We start from the raw sequence: 20,512 nt of genomic DNA, 5'->3' as shown, positions 1-20,512 counted from the left end.
TTCAGAAAGGGTTATGGCTGGAAAAAGATTCAGCGATAGCAACGCCCACGTTTTTCAGGCGACAGGTTGCCGCCAGCTCGTCCTGCAGGTTAACGAACAGGCACGGCTCGCCTTCACACTCCACGACGGAGCTGTCCACTTCAATATCGCTTAATGCCTGGCTGAGCGTATCCATGATTGGCCACGCTTTTTCCCCGTCCGGGCTAAGCAGCTTCAGGCCAATCAGGCAATCGTCATCCTGTTGCGCATTTTGCGGAATCGGTTCAACTCTGGAGCCTGCAAAACCCGTCAACCAGCGGTAGCTCTGCGGCAAACGATGCACGATGGACAGTTGTATGGTGTTCAATTTCATTTCCCCGGAAGTTCCAATCGGCAATTTATCTCAAACTCTTTACACAAAGGTTAACACAATGTTGATAAATTGCGTTTAAACGAGCATTAAAACGGCTCACATCTCATGTAGAGATTTCAAAACTAACGCTTTATTTTTGTGCTATGGCACGCGTTTCGGCGCTATATGTATCGCTTTCTGAGATCTAACTCAACCTTTTTAACTACAAAGTTGTGACTTTTTACAGTTGAGCCTTTTACATATGCGAAACATATATCCTATATCAACAGAGATTATACGGGAATTTTCGGGAAGAGTACGGGCGTTTCTGAACAGAAACGCCCGCAGTTTTCAGGCTTTCGAGTGGCGGGCTTTGCTGGCGTAGAAGTAGAACAGCACGGAGGCCGTCGCACAAATAGCGATGGACCAGATCATCGGCCACGCGGTGTTAAAGGTGGCCACCGAGAGCAGCGCCCCGGTTAACGCGCCAATGCCAAAGCGGAATGTTCCGGCCAGCGAAGACGCCGTGCCGGCCATATGCGGGAATTCATCCAGAATGACCGCCATCGCATTGGATGACACCAGCGACACGCAGCTGATAAACACCGCCACGCCAAGCACCATCGCCCAGAAGCCAAAACCCAGCTGGCTACTGACCACCAGCCATACCGCCATGGCAAACTGAATGCATAGCCCGGTACGGAACATGTTGATCGCCCCAACCCGACGCACAAAGCGGCTGTTGATCATGGTCATGAAGAACAGAAACACAACGTTCAGCGCAAAGTAGTAGCCAAAGTGCTGCGGTGATACATGGTTTAATTCGATGTAGACGAACGGCCCGGCGCTGAGGAACGAGAACATCCCGGCAAAGCTGAAGCCGCTGGCCAGCATATAGCTCAGCACCCGCTTATGGCGGAAAAGCGTGGCAAAATTGCCCGCCGTGGTGCGCAGATTAAACTTCTGCCGCATTTCTGGGGCGAGCGTTTCGTGAATAAAGAAGAAAATCATCGCCGATGCAAGCAGCGCGGCGGCGGCCAGAATCCAGAAGATCGTGTGCCAGCTATACCACACCAGCACTGCGCCCCCGATCATTGGCGCAACCAGCGGCGCAATGGTGGTAATCAACATCACGAAGGACATCATCCGGGAGAACTCTTCCTTCGGGTAGATATCGCGCATCAGGGCGTTGATCACCACGCTCGCCGCCGCCGCCGCAAGGCCGTGCAGAAAACGCATCCAAATTAGCTGATCGATAGTCTGTGAAAGCGCACAAGCAATTGCCGCCAGCGCGAACACCAGAGTGCCGCCCAGTACCACCGGCTTGCGCCCAAGGCTATCGGCCATCGGCCCGTAGAAGATCTGCCCGATGGCAAAACCCAAAATATAGGTACTGAGGGTCATTTGTGCGCTGCCCGCCGGGACATTAAAGCCCTGGGCTATCATCGGCAGCGCCGGTAAATACATATCAATGGACAGCGGCATCAGCATCGCCAGCAGGCCAAGGATTACGATAATACCGACAGAAGAGTTCTGTTTACGGCTCAAAAGTGACTCCGGTGATTAGGGCATGCCGACGCTGGCAATTTCCTGTTCGGTTAACGGGCGGTACTCCCCCGGCGCCAGTTCAGCATCCAGGGCGATGTCGCCAATCCGCTCACGGTGCAGGCCAACCACATGATTGCCCACGGCGGCAAACATGCGTTTTACCTGATGGTAACGGCCTTCGCTGATGGTCAGACGCACTTCCGTCGGCGTAATCACTTCCAGCACGGCAGGTTTGGTGAGGTCTTTCTCATTATGCAGTTGAACGCCTTTGGCGAAGTGTTCCGCCGTGCCTTCTTCAACCGGTGATTCCAGCGTCACCAGATAGGTTTTCTCGCAGTGATGGCGTGGAGAGGTAATGCGGTGTGACCACTGGCCGTCCTCCGTCATCAGTACCAGGCCGGTGGTGTCAATATCCAGACGACCTGCAGCATGTAACTTGTGCGCCACCGGCTCGTCGAGGAAGTAAAGCACCGTTGGGTGATCGGGATCGTCGGTAGAACAGACGTACCCCTGCGGCTTGTTCAGCATGAAGTAGCGCGGGCCGTGCTGCTGGGTCAGTGAATTACCGTCAAACGCGACCTGATGTTCCGGCAGCAGTTTAAAAGAGGCGTCGCGCACAACTTCACCGTCAATGGTGACGCGGTTAGCACGGATTTCACGGCCAGAAATAGCACGGCTGATGCCGAGCTGCTGAGAGATAAATTTGTCGAGTCGCATTAGTGTATTGCCTGTTTCATGAAGGTGCCGACAAGTGAGCGTGCGGCAGGGGCTGGAGCCCACATTCAGGTGGAAATTGGTTTGCCTGATAATTAGTTTGCCAGTATAGCGACATCAAAAACTCTCTCAAGGTAAAACGGTGCTTTATGGCATAATCGTTGCAGTCATTTGATAACAAGGTTGAAAAACCGCCCGGCCATGTCTTTTACTCTTCGTCCTTACCAGCAAGAAGCGGTGGATGCCACCCTCAGCTACTTCCGCAAGCATCCTGAACCTGCCGTCATCGTGTTGCCCACCGGTGCGGGCAAAAGCCTGGTGATTGCGGAGCTTGCAAAAGTGGCGCGCGGGCGCGTGCTGGTGCTGGCTCATGTGAAAGAGCTTGTGGCGCAAAACCATGCGAAGTATGTCTCTCTCGGGCTGGAGGCAGATATTTTCGCCGCTGGCCTGCAGCGCAAGGAAAGCCAGGGCAAAGTCGTGTTCGGCAGCGTTCAGTCCGTGGCCCGCAACCTCGAGCATTTCCACGGTGAGTTTTCCCTGCTGATTGTCGATGAGTGCCACCGCATCGGCGACAGTGACGAAAGCCAGTATCAGCAAATTCTGGCGCATCTGCGCGGTAACAATCCCCGGCTGCGGCTATTGGGGCTGACCGCCACGCCCTTCCGCCTCGGCAAAGGCTGGATTTATCAGTTTCATTACCACGGCATGGTTCGCGGCGATGAAAAGGCGCTGTTTCGCGACTGCATTTACGAGCTCCCGCTGCGCTATATGATTAAGCATGGTTACCTGACGCCGCCGGAACGGCTGGATATGCCGGTGGTGCAGTACGATTTTAGCCGTCTGCAGGCGCAGTCCAACGGGCTGTTCAGCGAAGCGGATCTGAACCGCGAGCTGAAACAACAAAAACGCATCACGCCGCATATCATTAGCCAGATCGTTGAATTTGCCGCAGACCGGCACGGCGTGATGATCTTTGCTGCCACGGTAGAGCACGCGAAAGAGATAACCGCCCTGCTGCCCGCAAGCGACGCGGCCCTGATTACAGCCGACACGCCAGGGCCTGCCCGCGACACGCTCATCGACGCTTTTAAAAATCAGCAGTTCCGCTTTTTAGTGAACGTGGCGGTACTAACCACCGGCTTTGACGCGCCGCACGTGGATCTGATAGCCATTCTGCGCCCTACCGAGTCCGTGAGCCTTTACCAACAAATTGTTGGTCGCGGCCTGCGTCTCTCTCCGGGGAAAAAAGACTGTTTGATTCTCGACTATGCCGGAAACCCACACGATTTATTCACGCCGGAAGTGGGCCACGCCAAAGGGAGGAGCGACAACGTGCCGGTGCAGGTTTTTTGCCCTGCCTGCGGGTTTGCCAATACCTTCTGGGGAAAAACCACCGCTGATGGCAAGGTGATTGAACACTTTGGCCGCCGCTGTCAGGGCTGGTTTGAAGACGATGACGGCCTGCGCGAGCAGTGCGATTACCGCTTCCGCTTCAAAAACTGCCCAAACTGCAATGCTGAAAACGATATCGCCGCCCGCCGCTGCCATCAGTGTGACCACGTCCTGGTCGACCCGGACGATATGCTTAAAGCGGCGCTGAAGCTGAAAGATGCCCTGGTGCTGCGCTGCAGCGGCATGACGCTTCAGTCCGGCGGAGACGCTAAAGGCGATTGGCTTAAAATCACCTATTACGACGAAGATGGCGCAGACGTCAGCGAGCGCTTCCGTCTCCAGACGCCGGCCCAGCGCATGGCGTTCGAACAGTTGTTTATCCGCCCGCACTCGCGCGCGCCCGGCGTGCCGTTACGCTGGATCACCGTCGCGGATGTTGTGGCTCAGCAGCCGCTGCTACGCCATCCAGATTTTGTGGTAGCCCGTAAAAATGGCCAGTTCTGGAACGTCCGTGAAAAGGTTTTTGACTACCAGGGGCGCTTCCGCCGGGCCAACGAATTACGCGGCTAACGGGTACTTTTCATTGCCGACAGAGCCGGATACGGCTATAATGCCGCCCGCTTTTGCATCCGCAAAGCAGAAAACTTTACCTGCTGCTGGGTCGCCTGTAGCAGGCTTATTTAAAGAGAAACAGTCAATGTTTACTATCAATGCAGTAGAACGTAAAGAGCATGGCAAGGGTGCGAGCCGCCGCCTGCGTGCAGCAAACAAATTCCCAGCTATCGTTTACGGTGGCGCGGAAGCTCCTGTATCCATCGAACTGGATCACGACGCCGTAATGAACCAGCAGGCTAAACCTGGTTTCTACGAAGAAGTTCTGACCCTGTCTATCGACGGTAAAGAAGTAAAAGTGAAAGTTCAGGCTGTGCAGCGTCACCCGTTCAAGCCAAAACTGACTCACATCGACTTCGTTCGCGCTTAATCGCGAGTTAAGTTCGAAAAAAACCCCGCTTCGGCGGGGTTTTTTGTTATATAAGCATTTCCGACGCCACGCCTGGCCAAAAGAGACAAATTCCATGGTTGAAAAAATCCCTGCGGGTGCATCGCGGGTACCCGCCGTAGAGAAGGATATCCAGGCTATCAGGACGATACAAAGCTACCACGCCCATATCTATTTCGAGACGCCTGAACAAAGGCTGATTGCGGAACGGATTCGGGCAGAGATTGCGCTGCGTTTTTCAGTCCTGCTGGGGCGCTGGCACGATGTGCCCGTTGGCCCTCATGCGCTGCCAATGTATCAGGTTGCTTTTATGCCGGAGGCGTTTGCGCGATTTGCGCCGTGGTTGATGCTGAACCGCTGCGGGTTAACCGTACTGCTGCATCCCAACACCGGGCAACCCAGGGCCGATCATACCGATCACGCCGTCTGGATGGGGCAAAAGCTGGAGATCCGCCATTTGCAGCAACTGCCTGAAAACGAAGGACCGGAGCCAGACTACATCCCGAATACTGCCCCGACGATGTCGCCTTAAGCATCAGCAGGATGATACGGCCCGGCTAAAAACAGGCGGGCCGTGTTGGCAGGTTATTTACCAGAGGAACGGCGTTGAAGCTGATCGCGCAGATTCGGCGGCGTCCCTTTAATGGTTAGGGTGTCGGTTGCCGGATCCCAGAAAATACGCTCCCCCAGCAGCATGGCATCGAAGTTAATCGTCAGCCCGCCGCCGCTGCCAGCGTATTTGGTCAGCTGCCGCAGCGTGCCGCGATCCGCCGGGAAGCTCTCTTCCAGCTCATAGCCTTTTTCGGCGGTGAACTGCTGGAAGTTTTTGTCATCAACCGCCCACGGCAGCTCATCCGCCAGCGAAGAAAGTTCAATCTCTTCCCCCGCCTGAAGCTGTTCGTTGCAGTAAGCGTAAACCTGCTGGCGCGCGGCCTGGCGTTCGTTTTTGTCCAGTTGAGCTTCGTTCGTGAAGTCGTCCAGCGCCTGCAGCAGACCTTTGTTCTGCGCTTTGGCGTTCAACCCTTCGCTGGCGCCCAGGAAATCCATAAAGAAATCGGCCACTTTGCGCCCCACTCTGCCCTTAAGGAAGGTCAGGTAGCGGGTAGATTCCGGGTTGGTTTCCCACTCGGTCAAATCAATACGCGCCACGATATCCGCATGGTTGATATCGAGATAGTGAGTCGCGCTGATATCCAGCTCTTCGTTAACGCGCATGCTGCTCAGATTGTTCAACACCGCCACCAGCAGGTATTCGACCGCCAAATATCGATAATGGCAGAACAGCACGATACCGCCGTCGGCAAACGGGTATTTTGCCAGCTCATCGCGAAGACGACCGGTCGCCGCACGGGTAAAGGCAAGAAAATCCTCATCGCCATTTCGCTGCAGGCGCAGCGCTTCGGCCAGTTCGCTCTCTTCGCTGAACAGGCCGTAAGCTTTATTTTTAGCGCTATATACGCGATGCAGTTCCGCCATCATCTCTTCGACGGCACCGTCAGTTGCCAGCAGCGAGTCGCGCAGCACGACGTCCAGCGTCTGCTCATCGCGCTTAATCAATTGATGCAGGGCAATCTGGTTGATATCCAGACTCATGTTAAACTCTCCTTTAAGACCGGGCGGTATTCAACCACTGCCGCTCCCGGGACGCAAGTCGTGATAAAAAAGCGGAAAAATCGTCCCTGCTACGGTAAGATAATGCCCTTTCCCGAATACGAATGATTTTTAATTTATGCCACAAACATCCCGCTACAGTGACGAACAAGTTGAAGCGATGCTGACCGAACTGGCAGCCGTGCTGGAAAAACACCACGCGCCTACCGATCTTTCCCTGATGGTATTGGGAAATATGGTCACCAATCTGATAAACACCGACGTGGCGTCCGCTCAGCGTCGTCCTTTGGCTCGCTCCTTTGCTGAGGCGCTTCAAGCTTCGGTGAGCGAAGATAAAGCCCACTAAGGAACTATCGTAACAAGTTATGGTGACTAACCGTCAGCGCTACCGCGAAAAAGTTTCCCAAATGGTCAGTTGGGGGCACTGGTTCGCCCTGTTTAATATCCTGCTGGCCATGCTGCTGGGTAGCCGCTATCTGTTTATCGCCGACTGGCCAACGACGCTGACGGGGCGAATTTATTCGTACGTGAGCGTTGTTGGGCACTTCAGTTTTTTGGTGTTTGCCGCCTATTTACTGCTTATCTTTCCGCTGACGTTTATCGTCATGTCGCAGCGCCTGCTGCGCTTTATCAGCGCGGCCCTGGCCACGGCTGGCATGACGTTACTGCTGATAGACAGCGAAGTTTTCACGCGTTTCCACCTCCACCTGAATCCCACCGTCTGGGAACTGGTGATTAACCCTGACCAGGGGGAGATGGCCCGTGACTGGCAGCTGATGTTTATCAGCGTGCCGGTGATTTTGCTTATTGAGATGCTGTTTGCGACATGGAGCTGGCAAAAACTGCGCAGCCTCGGGCGTCGTCGGCAATACGCGCGTCCTTTAGTGATTCTGTTCTTTATTTCTTTCTTTAGTAGCCACCTGATGTACATCTGGGCGGATGCTAACTTCTATCGCCCGATTACCATGCAGCGGGCTAATCTGCCGCTCTCATACCCAATGACCGCCCGTCGTTTCCTTGAAAAACACGGCCTGCTGGATGCTAAGGAATACCAGCGCAGGCTGGTGGAGCAAGGTAGCCCGGCAGCGCTGTCGGTCCAGTATCCGCTGAGTAATCTGCAATTTCGCGATATGGGTCTTGGTAACAATGTGCTGCTGATTACCGTTGACGGGCTGAATGCCGCAAGCATGAGCAAAGATATGCCGGCGCTAAAGGCATTTGCCCACGATAATATCCGCTTTACTCAGCACATGAGTTCCGGGAATAACACCGATAGCGGCATGTTCGGCCTGTTCTACGGTATCTCCCCGGCTTATATGGACGGTGTGCTGTCAAACCGCACCCCTGCCGCACTGATTACGGGTTTAAATCAGCAGGGCTACCAGCTTGGCCTGTTTGCATCCGACGGCTTTAACTCGGCGATGTACCGCCAGGCCCTGCTGTCTGATTTCTCGTTGCGCCCGGCCAAAAACCAGACCGACGGCCAGACGGCAACACAGTGGATCAGTTGGCTTAACCAGTATGCTTCCGAGGACAATCGCTGGTTCTCCTGGGTCGCCTTTAACGGCACCAGCATCGACGATAACGGAAATCAACAGGGCTTTGAGCAGCGCTATTCCCGCGCAGCCGGTAATGTTGATGAGCAAATTAAACGCGTACTGGATGCGCTGGAAGCTGCAGGCAAGCTGCAAAACACGGTGGTTATCATTACCGCAGGCCACGGGATTCCGCTCGGCGACCAGCGTGATTCTTTCGCCTGGTCACGTGCGCGGATTCAGGTGCCGCTAGTGATTCACTGGCCGGGCACACCTGCGCAGACCATCACCAAACTCACCGATCATCAGGACGTGATGACCACCCTGATGCAGCGTCTGCTGCACGTTAAAACGGCGGCCAATGAGTACTCTCAGGGGGAGGATTTATTTGCCGCGACGCGCCGTAACAATTGGGTGATTGGTGCCGACAATCAAACCCTGGCCGTGACAACGCCCGAGATGACGCTGGTGCTGAATAACAACGGCAACTATCGGATGTACGATCTGCAGGGTAAACGGATCAATGAAACCAAGCCGCAGCTTGATTTGCTGCTGCAGGTGCTGACTGACGAGAAGCGCTTCATCGCCAACTAATTGTTTATTTATAAGACAGTTAGCCGCGTATTCCCTTGCAATCAACGCGGAAAAATGTACTATGATTCTTCTGCGTCGGCACGTAGCGCAGCCTGGTAGCGCACCGTCATGGGGTGTCGGGGGTCGGAGGTTCAAATCCTCTCGTGCCGACCAAATAAACATTGAAAACCAGCCTCTTATGGCTGGTTTTTTTGTGCCTAGATTTTGCCTGAACAGCCAAAAGAAAAGCCGCCTGAACTGGCGGCTTTGTGCGGTGTTTTACACTTACAACAGAAACAGCGTAGCCAGCCCCAGGAAGATAAAGAATCCGCCGGTATCGGTAATGGCGGTGATCATCACGCTTGAGCCGACGGCAGGATCTTTGCCCAGTTTGGTCATCGTCATTGGAATCACCACGCCCATCAACGCCGCAACCAGAAGATTCAGGATCATCGCCAGCGTCATCACGCCGCCCATCGCCGCGTCGTTGTACAACAGCCAGGTAATGCCCCCCATCACGCCCCCCCAGACCAGCCCGTTGATCAACGCGACGCCAAGCTCACGCAGCATCAGGAAGGAGATGTTACCCGCTTGAATATGCTGCAACGCCAGCGCACGCACAATCATGGTGATCGTCTGGTTACCTGTGTTACCACCGATGCCCGCCACGATCGGCATCAGCGATGCCAGAGCCACTAGTTGCGAAATGGTATGTTCAAATAATCCAATCACGCGTGAGGCCACAAACGCCGTACAAAGGTTAATGGCAAGCCAGGCCCAGCGGGTGCGCACGGCTTTGCTGACGGGTGCAAAGACATCCTCTTCGGTGCTCAGGCCGCCCATGCGGCGCAGGTCGTTGTCGGTTTCCTCGTACACCACGTCAACAATCTCATCCACCGTTAAGCGCCCCATCAGCTTGCCGGTACTGTCAACCACTGCGGCGCTGATCAAGTCATCGCGTTCAAAGGTACGCGCGGCCTGCTCGTCATGATCTTCCGGCGCGAAGCAGGTGGGGTTGTAGTCCATCACCTTCAGCACCGGCGTTTGCGGCGAATGCAGTAGAATCGCGGTGAGGTCCAGCTCACCCAACAGCGTTTTGTCCCGGCTGGTGACAAACAGTTTGTCGGTGTTCTGCGGCACTTTGCCGCGAATACGAAGGTAGCGCTGCACAACGGCAAGCGTGACATCTGGGCGCACGGTGATCACTTCAAAATCCATGATTGCGCCAACGCTGTGCTTGTCATAATGCAGGATCTGGCGAACTTGCGTGCGCTCATTCTGCGGCAGCGTGGCCAGCAAACGCCCGACCAGATCGCGAGGAAGGTACTGCGCCAGATAGATCTGATCGTCGATATCCAGCGGGCGCAGCGCATTAAGCAGTGCTTTATCGCTCATATCTTCAATCAGGTCATCCCAGACCGTCTCTGAAGCCTCAACCAGCACGCTACCGCGTCGGTCTTCGGTGACGAGGCTCCATAGCGCTAAGCGCTCTTCCGTTGGCAAGGCTTCCAGGACATCGGCGAGATCCGGCGCGGGCAATCGCCCAACCAGCGTCACTATCTCGGCGATATCCTGCTCGGCGCTCTGTGTTTCAGCGAAAGGTTCTTTGGCCAGAATACCGCTGGCGACGGCTTTGTTGGTCAACAGAATTTGCAGAATACGTGCCCTGTCCTGGTCACGCTCTTTGGTGCTGTACTTCTGAATGGCGGTCATAAAATAATTCCCTGGAAACGACGAGTTAGTTTATAGCCTGACGGGATGAAGAAAACAAAAAACCAGCCTTAATTGGCTGGTTTTTTTACTTTGTTTAGGTGGCGCTGACTCAATGACCCGTTCTTGCCACGGCATCGCGTGAAGCTTGTGCCCGCTCGTCGCCGGTCAGCTCGCTGAGTTGGCCCTGGCGCATTTCCAGAAGCCGGTCAGCGTGAATAAAGTAGTGATCGTCATGGCTGATGGCAAAGACCGTTTTCCCCATTTGCTGCATTAACGGCAGCAATACCTGGTAGAATTCACGCCGGAAATGAGGATCCTGGTCTGCGGCCCATTCGTCGAGCAGGATGATATCTCGCTCTTCCGCTATCGCCAGCAGCAGCGCCACGCGCTTGCGCTGCCCCTTCGAAAGCTTGAGGTTGAGAATGGTGCCGTTGTCCAGCTCTAGCTTACTGCTCATTTTCAGCCGCTCGAGCCAGCTGTTTACCAGCTCAGAATTAGCCGGTTTACCCTGTGCCCCCAGAAGGCGGTCAAACAGCCAAACGTCGGTGAATACCGCTGAGAATAGCCGGCGGTAGTCATCCTGCGTCCGGGCCTCAACGCGCTGGCCATCAAGATAAATCGCCCCGCTGACCGGCTGATAAAGTCCTGTCAGCAACATCGCCAGGGTCGATTTTCCGCTGCCGTTACCGCCAATCAGAAACAGCAGTTCCCCGCGCTTGATAGTGAGGTTCAGCGGGCCAACGCTAAAGCTATTATCCCCGTATTGAAACACCACATCGCGCATTTCAATCTGCTGCCAGTTCCCGGCGGCCTTCGAACGGGGGAACGCAGCATCGTACGGGGCGAGCTGGAACTTATTCAGCTTATTGAAGGCAACCTGGGCGCTCAGCAGCGTCGGTAACGCCCCGACGGCGGAAAGGAGTGGCGTACGCAAAAATAGCAACGTTAAAGAAAAGGTTGCCGCTACGTTGGTGTCGGACCAGCCCAGGCTATTAGCCATATAAAACACCAGCCCAATCGCACCCAGCATCATAATGTTGGACCAGTTCACGGCGCTAAGGTGGTAGGTATCTGCGCGGATAATATTGTTTCGATAATCGGCAGCGTGAGGCGTGTAGGTGTCTTCGTACATCCGCTCCGCACGTTCGCGGTTCAGGGCCAGTTCCTTGCGCCCTTCGATAACGGTTTGATAATCATCATAAAGCTGGTCTTCAATTTCACGAAGCTGGGCCATGTGTTTGTATACCCGCGCCACCAGCAGATAACCGCCCACAATGGTGATAACCAGCCATACGGTGGTCACGCCCAGCATTTTAGGTGACAGCCAGGCAAGGTAAGCGGCGGAACCGATAGCCAGAATAATGCCTTGCACCAGTTCCGGCAGGCGAACAAAGGCAATCGTAATGTTGCGCACGTCGCTGGTTAGCCCCGCCAACAGCGCAGCACTGCCCAACTGCTCGACGCGCTCTACGTCGGTGTCCATCAGGCGCTTGATAAACTCGCTACGCAGACGAAAAACAAAATGGTGTCCAAGGGTGGTTAACGCCAGCTGCGAACCCAGCGTCACGGCCATCAGCAACAAGAGTAATCCCATGAACTCTGGCAGAACCGCGAAGGTAAGATCGGGTGTCTCAATCAGACGCTGGTTAATGAACGCAATCAGGCCAATGCCTAGCGCCGCACTGGCCAGGCTTAACGCCATGACCATTACAAAAGGCCAGCGATACTGGCGATAAACCACACGAAGTAGCTCCATAATTCCCTACCGGCAAAATAAAACAGCGAGCAGTTTAAACGGCTCGCCGCCCACATCAAGAATAATTCTTATTTTTATTCGCCTTACGAAGCACGACGAAAGGTCAGGTTGTAGCGGAATTGGTCGGTGAGAGGATGAAAACCGGGTTTGAGCGGCAGAATACCGTGATAAAAAAGCCTTGATGCGCCCCCCCATACCACAACGTCACCATGCTCCAGCATGATACGTTGCAAAGGGTCTCCGCGCTGCAGGCCACCAAACTGAAATATGGCAGGCAAGCCAAGCGAAACCGAAACAATGGGCTGGCGCAAATTAGGCTCGTCTTTATCCTGATGAAGAGAGAGTTTGGTGCCTGCGGCATAGCGGTTGATCAGGCAGGCGTCGGGTTCAAAATCCAGATAACCCGCCGTGCGCGAGGCTCGGTGGCAAATGGACAGAAATACTTCCGGAATCAATGGCCAGCCCTGCCCGGTCAGCGGATCCTGTGGCGAATAGAGGTAACCATTCTGATTGGTGCTCCAGCCTAATGCGCCGCAGTTGGTCATAGCCACCGACATGGTGTAGCCGCCAGGCGTCACCATATGGCGGAAAGGCGCCTGCTGAGAAACCTGCCCAACACCGGCCAGCAGCGCGGCGGCCTCTTCCCGGGCAAAGCGCCGCAGAATTGTCGCGCCCTCGGCAAGCGGCTCTTCCCACGGAGATTCATCAGCAAACAAATCCAGCATTATTCTTTCTGCCTTCTCGTTTCGTTTTCCAGCAGCTGACGCTTGCGCTCCACGCCCCAGCGATAGCCGGACAAACCACCGTCGCTGCGGATCACCCTGTGGCAGGGAATGGCGACTGCAAGCGTATTAGCCGCGCAGGCTCCGGCCACCGCCCGCACGGCAGCAGGTTTACCGATACGTTCCGCCAGTTCGCTATAGCTAACGGTAGATCCTGGCGGAACGGATCGTAACGCCTGCCATACCTGTTGCTGAAATGACGTCCCGCGAATGTCCAGCGGCAGCGAAAACTCAGCCGTAGGCGATTCGATAAAACCAATGACCTGTGCCACGCGTGAAGCGAATGCCTCATCGCCCGGAGTAAGTTGTGACGAAGGAAATTCAGTTTCCAGCTCACCGATAAGCGTTTCGGCGTTCTCACCCAACAGGATTGCACAAATACCGCGCTCGCTTTCCGCCACCAGGAATTCCCCCAGTTGGCAGGTGCCAACTACAAATTGGACATGAGCACGGGCACCACCTTTACGATACTGGCTTGCCGTCATGCCCAACGCAGCATCCGCCTGATGGTAATACGCGCTCCCTGACTGAAAACCCGCATCAAAAATGGCGTTTGTCACCCCTTTCCCTTGTGCCAGGCCAGCACGTAAACGACGAGCGCGATGCGCTTTTTGCCATGCGTTTGGCGTCAGGCCCGTGACGCTTTTAAAAAGGCGGTGGAAATGAAAGCTGCTCATGGCGACCCGCCCGGCTAGCTCATCCAGGGTCAGCGGTACTTCGCTGGATTCAATAATCCGGCAAGCTTCTGCAATACGCGCCACTCGCTGGCGCTCAGGGGCAAGCTTATCCGGCTGACAGCGCTTGCAGGCGCGAAACCCGGCCTCTAGCGCCGCTTCGGGTGTGGCGTAGAAAGCGGTATTTTCACGTAGCGGACGGCGCGCGCTGCAGGAAGGCCGGCAGAAAATACCGGTGGTTTTGACGGCAAAAACGAATTGCCCGTCGGCCTGCGTGTCGCGCTGTTCCACCGCCTGCCAGCGCTGCTGCTCTGTAATATACCCGTTTGTCTGCTTCATCATCGCGACCTCATGCTTAATTTAACGATACCATCATGGCAGCACAGGCCGGATGAAAAACTCGGGTTCTTGCTTTTTAATTTTTTTCGTCAAGCAAGAAGGTTTTGAACTGAGGCGACATCCAGCTCCGGAATCCGTCCCCTTCTTTGCTGATAAGGTAAACGGCCAGGCCTTCTTTCTCCGCAACCTGTTTGGCTTTTTCTTCCCCTAAGACCATCAACCCCGTGTCCCAGCCATCGGCTTCCATCGCCGTTGGTGCAATGACGGTAGCGGAAACTAATTTATGTTCAATAGGCCGCCCGGTCTGTGGGTTAATGATGTGGGAAATACGCTTGCCGTCCAGCTCGTAATAGTTGCGGTAACTGCCTGAGGTACTGATCCCGTGGCCGTTGATATCCACCATTGCCTGCACGGCATTCTCCCGATCGGTCGGTTTCTGAATAGCCACCCGCCAGGCTTTTCCCGCCGGATTAGTGCCGCGAGTGGTGACCGCGCCTCCGACAGAAACAAGATAGCGGCTAATGCCATTTTGCTCCATCAGGCGGGCCAGATGGTCGGCGGCGTAACCCTCCCCGATGGTCGACAGATCGACATACAGGCCGGGAAGATCTTTTTGCAGCCATTGCTTACCGGCAGCATTCACCACCTTCAGGTGCTGCAAACCGGTTAAGGCTTTGGCGGCATCAATCTGTGCCTGATTCGGCGTGTGCAGCGGCTGTTTATCGGGCCCGAAGCCCCACAGATTGACCAAAGGCCCGACTGTAATGTCCATCGCCCCATCGGTTTTCGCACCGATGCGCAGCGACATTGTGACAATATCACTCATCGCCTCACTCACCGGATACGGCTCAGTGCTGGCGGACTGGTTAAAAAGGGAAAGCGCCGAGTCTTTTTTCCAGGTCGACATCAGCCGATCGTCGGCATCCAGCTGATCCTGAATTTTTTTCTGCAGTGAGGCTTTCTGTGCATCATCAACGTCCGCCAGGCTCACGCGCCAGTAAGTTCCCATGGTTTTCCCCTCAAGCACCATGGCCTTTGTGGCGTCAGGCTGAGCGTTATCGCAGCCTGAGAGAGCGAAAAGAGCGACGGCAAGCCAGCCGTGACGAATAATGCGTGAATCCATGGTGTCAGTCTCCAGTTTCGGGAGCGTAAGGGTACAGCAAAAGCGGCCGGGAGAGGGAGCAAGCGGCGAGCCATTGAGGTTTGAGACATAAAAAAGGCGCCTTGCGGCGCCTTTGTTAGCTTGAGCTAAATTAGAACTGGTAAACCAGGCCTACACCCACAACGTCATCGGTACCGATGCCGGTTGCCTGAGTGAAGGCATTTTTGTCCAGCAGGTTGATTTTGTAGTCAACGTAGGTAGACATGTTTTTGTTGAAGTAGTAGGTCGCGCCCACATCAACGTATTTCAGGATATCCTGGCTGCCGTAACCTTCGATGTTTTTACCTTTAGACTGCAGGTAAGCGATGGATGGACGCAGGCCGAAATCGAACTGGTACTGAGCAACCACTTCAAAGTTCTGTGCTTTGTTTGCAAAGCCAGATTTGTTGATAGCAGTAGCGTTATAGCTCTGAGTGTACTGTGTTGCCAGATAGATGTTGTTCGCGTCGTATTTCAGACCACCGGTGTAGGTGGTTGCATCATCACCGTGACCCAGCACGCCGGCAGCGTTCTGATCTGCGGTACGTTTAGAGCTGGAGATCGCTGAACCAACGCTGAAGCCTTCGCCCAGTGCATAGGTCAGGGAGCCGCCGAAGCCGTCACCGTTTTGGTTTACAATACCACGACCGCCTTCGGATTTAGCTTCGCCAGACTGGCTACCGTTTTTACCCTGGTACTGCAGAGCAAAGTTCAGGCCATCAACCAGACCGAAGAAGTCAGTGTTACGGTAGGTTGCCACGCCGTTAGCACGAGACTGCAGGAAGTTATCTGCACCGTAAGTATCGCCACCAAATTCTGGCAGAACGTCAGTCCAGGAAGTGACATCGTAAACAACGCCGTAGTTACGACCGTAGTCGAAAGAACCCGCATCACCGAACTTCAGACCAGCAAAGCCCAGACGAGTCCAGGATTGGTTGCTGGAGTTTTCAGTGTTGTTCGCCTGAACGTTGTATTCCCACTGGCCGTAACCGGTCAGCTGGTCGTTGATCTGAGTTTCGCCCTTGAAGCCAAAACGAACGTAGGTTTTGTCGCCGTCATTACCTTTATCGTTGGAGAAATAGTGCAGACCATCAACTTTACCGTACAGGTCTAATTTATTGCCGTCTTTGTTGTAAATTTCGGCTGCATTTGCAGCGCCTGCTACCAGCAGAGCCGGTACCAGAAGGGACAGTGCTTTAACTTTCATCTTATTAACCCTCTGTTATATGCCTTATTTTATTTACCACTGCTTACTGATTAACCCTCTAATCAGTCGGCAAATTCATTGTCCAAAACAAATACTGAATAATCCAACGAGAATATGATACGAAAACTATATAGATGTTTCATTTATCAATATAGATGTATCTAAATGTAAATTGAAGGGAACTTTTTTTAGCACGAATAGCTAAAAATATAAGCATCAATAATCAAAAAATAATAACATCACAATTAAATCAATAATTTAAACCAAAAACACAAAAGTAGCACTCAATGATAATTTTTTTCTTAACTTAGGCGATAAAATCATTATCGCTATCATCATTAACTTTATTTATTACCGTCATTCGAATCTGAATGTCCGTTTACCCCTATTAGTACCGGATGCTTGCATCCGGTTTTTTTTTACTCATCTTTACACAAATTTAATATCTGCGTGCTAGCTATGCAATTTGTAACGTCTGTTAATTAATCAGTTTGCTTTTTTTCTCCATATTTCATACAGAATGCGGATTTTTCTTAAACAATTCTATTTCCCACGCCCAACATACCCTCAGCGAATATTTGTACAAATCTCGCCCAGCTGTACAAATTACCAACAAGACTTAAGGTAAATTATTATTTAAGGATTTTTCCTAATAATCAGTCACCTGAAAAAAAACGGAGAACACCTTATACTGCGTCAGATTGCTGACGACACCGCCATATAAAGGTATTCTTAGCATCTGCAAGCGCTAAACCGCTAAGGCGAAACGGCTCACTCAAGCAGTTGGGCTACCTATCATCCAGGATTGGCGAGGCTTCGCCGGGTTGCATACATACAATGAGCCAGTCTGAAAATACGTCGCTAAATAAGTTTTCACTGTTCCCCGGCAACATTACCCGCTTCTTTTTGCTGCTGATCGTCGTTCTGCTCGTCTCGATGGGCGTCCTGGTGCAAAGCGCCGTTAATGCCTGGCTAAAGGACAAAAGCTACCAGATTGTCGATATCACCCATGCTTTGCATAAACGTGTAGAGACCTACCGTTACGCTACGTGGCAAATCTATGACAATATCGCGACTGCCCCGGCAGCCTCTGGCGAAAATCTCCAGGAAACCCGGCTGCGTCAGGACGTCTATTACCTCGATAAACCGCGAAGCAAAACCGAGGCGCTGATTTTTGGCTCCCATGACAGCTCCACGCTGGAAATGACGCAGCGGATATCCGGCTACCTGGACACGCTGTGGGGAGCGGAAAGTAGCCCCTGGTCGATGTACTACCTTAATGGCCAGGACAACAGCATGATTCTGGTCTCAACGCTGCCGCTCAAGGACCTGTCATCTGGTTTCAAAGACTCCGGCGTCGGCACCATCGTGGATTCACGCCGCGCGGAGATGCTGCAGCAGGCTAATGCCCTCGATGAGCGGGAAAGCTTCTCGCCTCTGCGCAAACTTAACTGGCAAAACGGCCATTATTTCACGCTGAGAACCACCTTTAATCAGCCTGGGCATCTGGCAACCGTGGTCGCATTCGATCTGCCGATTAACGATCTTATCCCGCCCACTATGTCCCTGGACAGCTTCCAGTTGGATCCTGACGAACGCCAGCGGACAGCCGCGACAACTTCAACGGATAAAGACGATCCGGACAGCGTCAGCATTAACTTTAATAGTGCACGAATTGAAATTACGGCTCCGGTAGCGACGACGCAGCTCCAGCTGGTGTGGCAAGTTCCGTTTGGGACGCTGATGATGGACACGCTGCAAAATATTCTTCTGCCGCTGTTGCTGAACATCGCGCTGCTCGGTCTGGCCGTTTTTGGCTTTGCAACCTTCCGCCAGCAGCCTCAGCGGCAGGCGGAAAGCAATTCGGGGAATGGCGAGCTGCAAATACTGCGTGCGCTAAATGAAGAGATCGTCGCGATCCTGCCCCTTGGCCTGCTGGTTCACGACCTCGACGCGAACCGTACCGTGATCAGCAATAAAATTGCCGATCACCTGCTCCCCCACCTGAATTTGCAAAATATTATTTCGATGGCGGACCAGCATCAGGGGGTCATTCAGGCCACGGTCAACAACGAGCTGTATGAGATTCGCCAGTTCCGCAGCCAGATAGCCCCGCGCACGCAGATTTTTGTGATCCGCGATCAGGATCGCGAAATTCTGGTGAACAAAAAACTCAAACAGGCCCAGCGTCTGTATGAGAAAAACCAGCAGGGCCGGGCCGCCTTCATGCAGCATATCGGCGAAGCCCTGCAGCTTCCGGTTAAGCAACTGGCGGAACATGCCGCAGAAATTAACGACAGCAAACATCTGCAGCTGGCAAATGATGCCCAGATCATTGTCCGTCTGGTCGACGAGATCCAGCTCCTCAACATGCTGGAAGCCGACAGCTGGAAAACCAGCGTCAGCGAGTTTTCTATTCAGTCCCTGATTGATGAAGTTGCCCTGTCGATGCTGCCGATTATCAAGCGTAAAGGGCTGCAGCTGCTCATCAACAATAACCTGCCGGCCGATGAAAAACGCCACGGCGACAAAGACGTGCTGCGCAAAATCCTTGAGCTGCTGCTGCACTATTCCGTGACCACTACGCAGATTGGCAAGATCACGCTTGATATTAGCGAGGAGGAAGCCGGGCCAGATCGCCTCTTGTTCCGCGTCCTGGATACCGGTAACGGTATCGGCGGCGGTGAAATTGATAACCTGCACTTCCCGTTCCTCAACGAAACCAGCGAAGACCGCTATGGGCAGGCCAACGGGCTGGCTTTCTACCTTTGCGATCGCCTTGCTCGTAAGCTCGGCGGGCATCTGAACATCAAAACGCGCCCGGACATCGGCACACGCTATAATTTACATATCAGGATGGCCGCAGAGTCACAGGCAGATTCGCGGGATGAGAGACTGCTGGATGACGTTGTGGCGATGCTGGATATCACCTCCAACGAGGTCCGAACGATTGTGACCCGCATGCTGGAAAACTGGGGCGCGAACTGCATTTCCCCGGACGAAAGACTCGCGAGTCAAGACTTTGATATCTTCCTCACTGATAATCCGTCTAATCTTACTGCTTCGGGCTTGCTTTTAAGCGATGATGAAAACGGGATGCGGAAGATTGCACCTGGCCAGTTCCGGGTAAACTTTAATATCAGCAACGCGATGCAGGACGCCGTTCTGCAGCTGATTGAAAACCAACTGGCGGAGGAAGACACACCCGATTCGCCTCTGGGCGGCGACGAAAACGCTCAGCTGCACGCCAGCGGTTATTACGCGCTGTTTGTCGACACGGTACCGGAAGATGTCACCAGACTGTATACTGAATCTGCAGCGGGCGACTTTGCCGCTCTGGCGCAGACTGCGCACCGCCTGAAGGGCGTGTTTGCGATGCTGAATCTGGTGCCCGGCAAACAGTTATGTGAAACGTTGGAGCACCACATTCGTGAAAGTGATGCTTCAAACATACAAAAATATATCAGCGACATTGATGCTTACGTCAAAAGTCTGCTGTAGCAAGGTAGCCTATTACATGAACAACATGAACGTAATTATTGCTGACGACCATCCGATTGTTCTGTTCGGCATTCGCAAATCTCTTGAGCAGATCGAATGGGTGAATGTTGTCGGTGAATTCGAAGACTCCACGGCACTGATCAATAATTTACCAAAGCTTGAAGCCAACGTACTGATAACCGATCTGTCCATGCCAGGCGATAAATACGGCGACGGCATCACACTGATCAAATACATCAAGCGCCACTTCCCTAACCTGTCGATCATCGTGCTAACCATGAACAACAACCCGGCAATCCTTAGCGCGGTGTTGGATCTCGACATTGAGGGGATTGTGCTGAAACAGGGTGCGCCAACCGATCTGCCAAAAGCGCTCGCCGCGTTGCAGAAAGGCAAGAAATTCACCCCTGAGAGCGTTTCCCGCCTGCTGGAAAAAATCAGCGCAGGTGGCTACGGCGATAAGCGCCTGTCGCCGAAAGAAAGCGAAGTTCTGCGCCTGTTCGCCGAAGGTTTCCTGGTGACCGAGATAGCCCGTAAGCTGAACCGCAGCATCAAAACTATCAGTAGCCAAAAGAAATCAGCGATGATGAAGCTGGGCGTCGAGAACGACATTGCCCTGCTGAATTACCTTTCCTCAGTGAGCCTGACGCCGGCGGACAAAGAGTAATCTCCGCCACGGCCACCAAGAAAAAGCC

Annotated in this window: 17 protein-coding genes and 1 tRNA gene; 8 read left to right on the top strand and 10 right to left on the bottom strand. The window is 53.7% G+C overall.

Annotation, left to right across the window (positions count from 1 at the left end; translation table 11 throughout):
- Nucleotide 1: 1 nt before the first annotated feature.
- From ACREYP_RS07040 to rsuA, 3 genes are all read right to left on the bottom strand, one after another.
- Complete coding sequence (locus ACREYP_RS07040; protein ID WP_008459886.1) at nucleotides 2-346, bottom strand: YejG family protein; 345 nt, start codon at nucleotides 344-346, stop codon at nucleotides 2-4.
- Nucleotides 347-682: 336 nt separating this feature from the next.
- Complete coding sequence (locus ACREYP_RS07035) at nucleotides 683-1,879, bottom strand: Bcr/CflA family multidrug efflux MFS transporter (RefSeq protein ID WP_008459885.1); 1,197 nt, start codon at nucleotides 1,877-1,879, stop codon at nucleotides 683-685.
- Between the two features lie 15 nt (nucleotides 1,880-1,894).
- Entirely contained in the window at nucleotides 1,895-2,596 is a 702-nt protein-coding gene (rsuA, locus tag ACREYP_RS07030) for a 16S rRNA pseudouridine(516) synthase RsuA (RefSeq protein ID WP_336819228.1), read from the bottom strand.
- 198 nt (nucleotides 2,597-2,794) lie between these two features.
- Between rsuA and radD the strand changes: the two genes are divergently transcribed.
- The 3 genes from radD (at nucleotide 2,795) to ACREYP_RS07015 (ending at nucleotide 5,517) form a co-directional block, all read left to right on the top strand.
- Complete coding sequence (gene radD / locus ACREYP_RS07025; RefSeq protein ID WP_336819229.1) at nucleotides 2,795-4,555, top strand: DNA repair helicase RadD; 1,761 nt, start codon at nucleotides 2,795-2,797, stop codon at nucleotides 4,553-4,555.
- Between the two features lie 127 nt (nucleotides 4,556-4,682).
- Complete coding sequence (gene rplY, locus ACREYP_RS07020; RefSeq protein WP_008459879.1) at nucleotides 4,683-4,967, top strand: 50S ribosomal protein L25; 285 nt, start codon at nucleotides 4,683-4,685, stop codon at nucleotides 4,965-4,967.
- Nucleotides 4,968-5,061: 94 nt separating this feature from the next.
- Complete coding sequence (locus ACREYP_RS07015; protein WP_336819230.1) at nucleotides 5,062-5,517, top strand: DOPA 4,5-dioxygenase family protein; 456 nt, start codon at nucleotides 5,062-5,064, stop codon at nucleotides 5,515-5,517.
- Nucleotides 5,518-5,570: 53 nt separating this feature from the next.
- On the opposite strand, the gene yejK is transcribed toward ACREYP_RS07015, so the two are convergent.
- A complete protein-coding gene (gene yejK / locus ACREYP_RS07010) occupies nucleotides 5,571-6,578 on the bottom strand; it encodes a nucleoid-associated protein YejK (RefSeq protein ID WP_008459874.1) in 1,008 nt (335 codons plus the stop codon).
- Nucleotides 6,579-6,714: 136 nt separating this feature from the next.
- On the opposite strand from yejK, the gene ACREYP_RS07005 reads away from it, so the two are divergent.
- The 3 genes from ACREYP_RS07005 to ACREYP_RS06995 all read left to right on the top strand — a co-directional run bounded on the left by ACREYP_RS07005 (nucleotide 6,715) and on the right by ACREYP_RS06995 (nucleotide 8,878).
- Nucleotides 6,715-6,942, top strand: a complete 228-nt coding sequence (locus tag ACREYP_RS07005) for a YejL family protein (protein WP_008459871.1) — start codon at nucleotides 6,715-6,717, stop codon at nucleotides 6,940-6,942.
- 19 nt (nucleotides 6,943-6,961) lie between these two features.
- A complete protein-coding gene (gene yejM / locus ACREYP_RS07000; protein WP_008459861.1) occupies nucleotides 6,962-8,725 on the top strand; it encodes an LPS biosynthesis-modulating metalloenzyme YejM in 1,764 nt (587 codons plus the stop codon).
- Between the two features lie 76 nt (nucleotides 8,726-8,801).
- A tRNA-Pro gene (locus tag ACREYP_RS06995) sits at nucleotides 8,802-8,878 on the top strand.
- 111 nt (nucleotides 8,879-8,989) lie between these two features.
- Here the strand turns inward: ACREYP_RS06995 and mgtE are convergent.
- The 6 genes from mgtE to ACREYP_RS06965 form a co-directional block, all read right to left on the bottom strand.
- Nucleotides 8,990-10,417, bottom strand: a complete 1,428-nt coding sequence (gene mgtE / locus ACREYP_RS06990; RefSeq protein WP_498881208.1) for a magnesium transporter — start codon at nucleotides 10,415-10,417, stop codon at nucleotides 8,990-8,992.
- Between the two features lie 109 nt (nucleotides 10,418-10,526).
- Nucleotides 10,527-12,173 carry a multidrug ABC transporter permease/ATP-binding protein gene (locus ACREYP_RS06985; RefSeq protein ID WP_498881207.1) on the bottom strand — a complete coding sequence of 549 codons (1,647 nt, stop codon included), beginning with the start codon at nucleotides 12,171-12,173 and terminating at the stop codon, nucleotides 10,527-10,529.
- 83 nt (nucleotides 12,174-12,256) lie between these two features.
- Complete coding sequence (gene alkB / locus ACREYP_RS06980) at nucleotides 12,257-12,898, bottom strand: DNA oxidative demethylase AlkB (RefSeq protein WP_336819232.1); 642 nt, start codon at nucleotides 12,896-12,898, stop codon at nucleotides 12,257-12,259.
- Nucleotides 12,898-13,971, bottom strand: a complete 1,074-nt coding sequence (gene ada / locus ACREYP_RS06975; protein WP_498881206.1) for an Ada family protein — start codon at nucleotides 13,969-13,971, stop codon at nucleotides 12,898-12,900. Before ada ends, alkB begins: the two co-directional genes overlap by 1 nt.
- A gap of 73 nt (nucleotides 13,972-14,044) precedes the next feature.
- A complete protein-coding gene (gene apbE, locus ACREYP_RS06970; RefSeq protein WP_336819234.1) occupies nucleotides 14,045-15,091 on the bottom strand; it encodes an FAD:protein FMN transferase ApbE in 1,047 nt (348 codons plus the stop codon).
- Nucleotides 15,092-15,221: 130 nt separating this feature from the next.
- Complete coding sequence (locus tag ACREYP_RS06965; protein ID WP_213712754.1) at nucleotides 15,222-16,316, bottom strand: porin OmpC; 1,095 nt, start codon at nucleotides 16,314-16,316, stop codon at nucleotides 15,222-15,224.
- Nucleotides 16,317-17,153: 837 nt separating this feature from the next.
- Between ACREYP_RS06965 and rcsD the strand changes: the two genes are divergently transcribed.
- Nucleotides 17,154-19,817, top strand: a complete 2,664-nt coding sequence (gene rcsD, locus ACREYP_RS06960) for a phosphotransferase RcsD (RefSeq protein WP_498881205.1) — start codon at nucleotides 17,154-17,156, stop codon at nucleotides 19,815-19,817.
- A 16-nt stretch (nucleotides 19,818-19,833) separates the two neighbouring features.
- Nucleotides 19,834-20,484, top strand: coding sequence for a response regulator transcription factor RcsB (gene rcsB / locus ACREYP_RS06955; protein ID WP_008459849.1), 651 nt, complete (start codon nucleotides 19,834-19,836; stop codon nucleotides 20,482-20,484).
- The last annotated feature ends 28 nt before the right edge of the window (nucleotides 20,485-20,512 follow it).

It is taken from the genome of Enterobacter sp. TMH.L2, from assembly GCF_050847315.1.
GTDB lineage: Bacteria > Pseudomonadota > Gammaproteobacteria > Enterobacterales > Enterobacteriaceae > Cedecea.
Note: the sequence above shows the minus strand (reverse complement) of the source record. Positions and strands in the feature narration are given on the sequence as shown.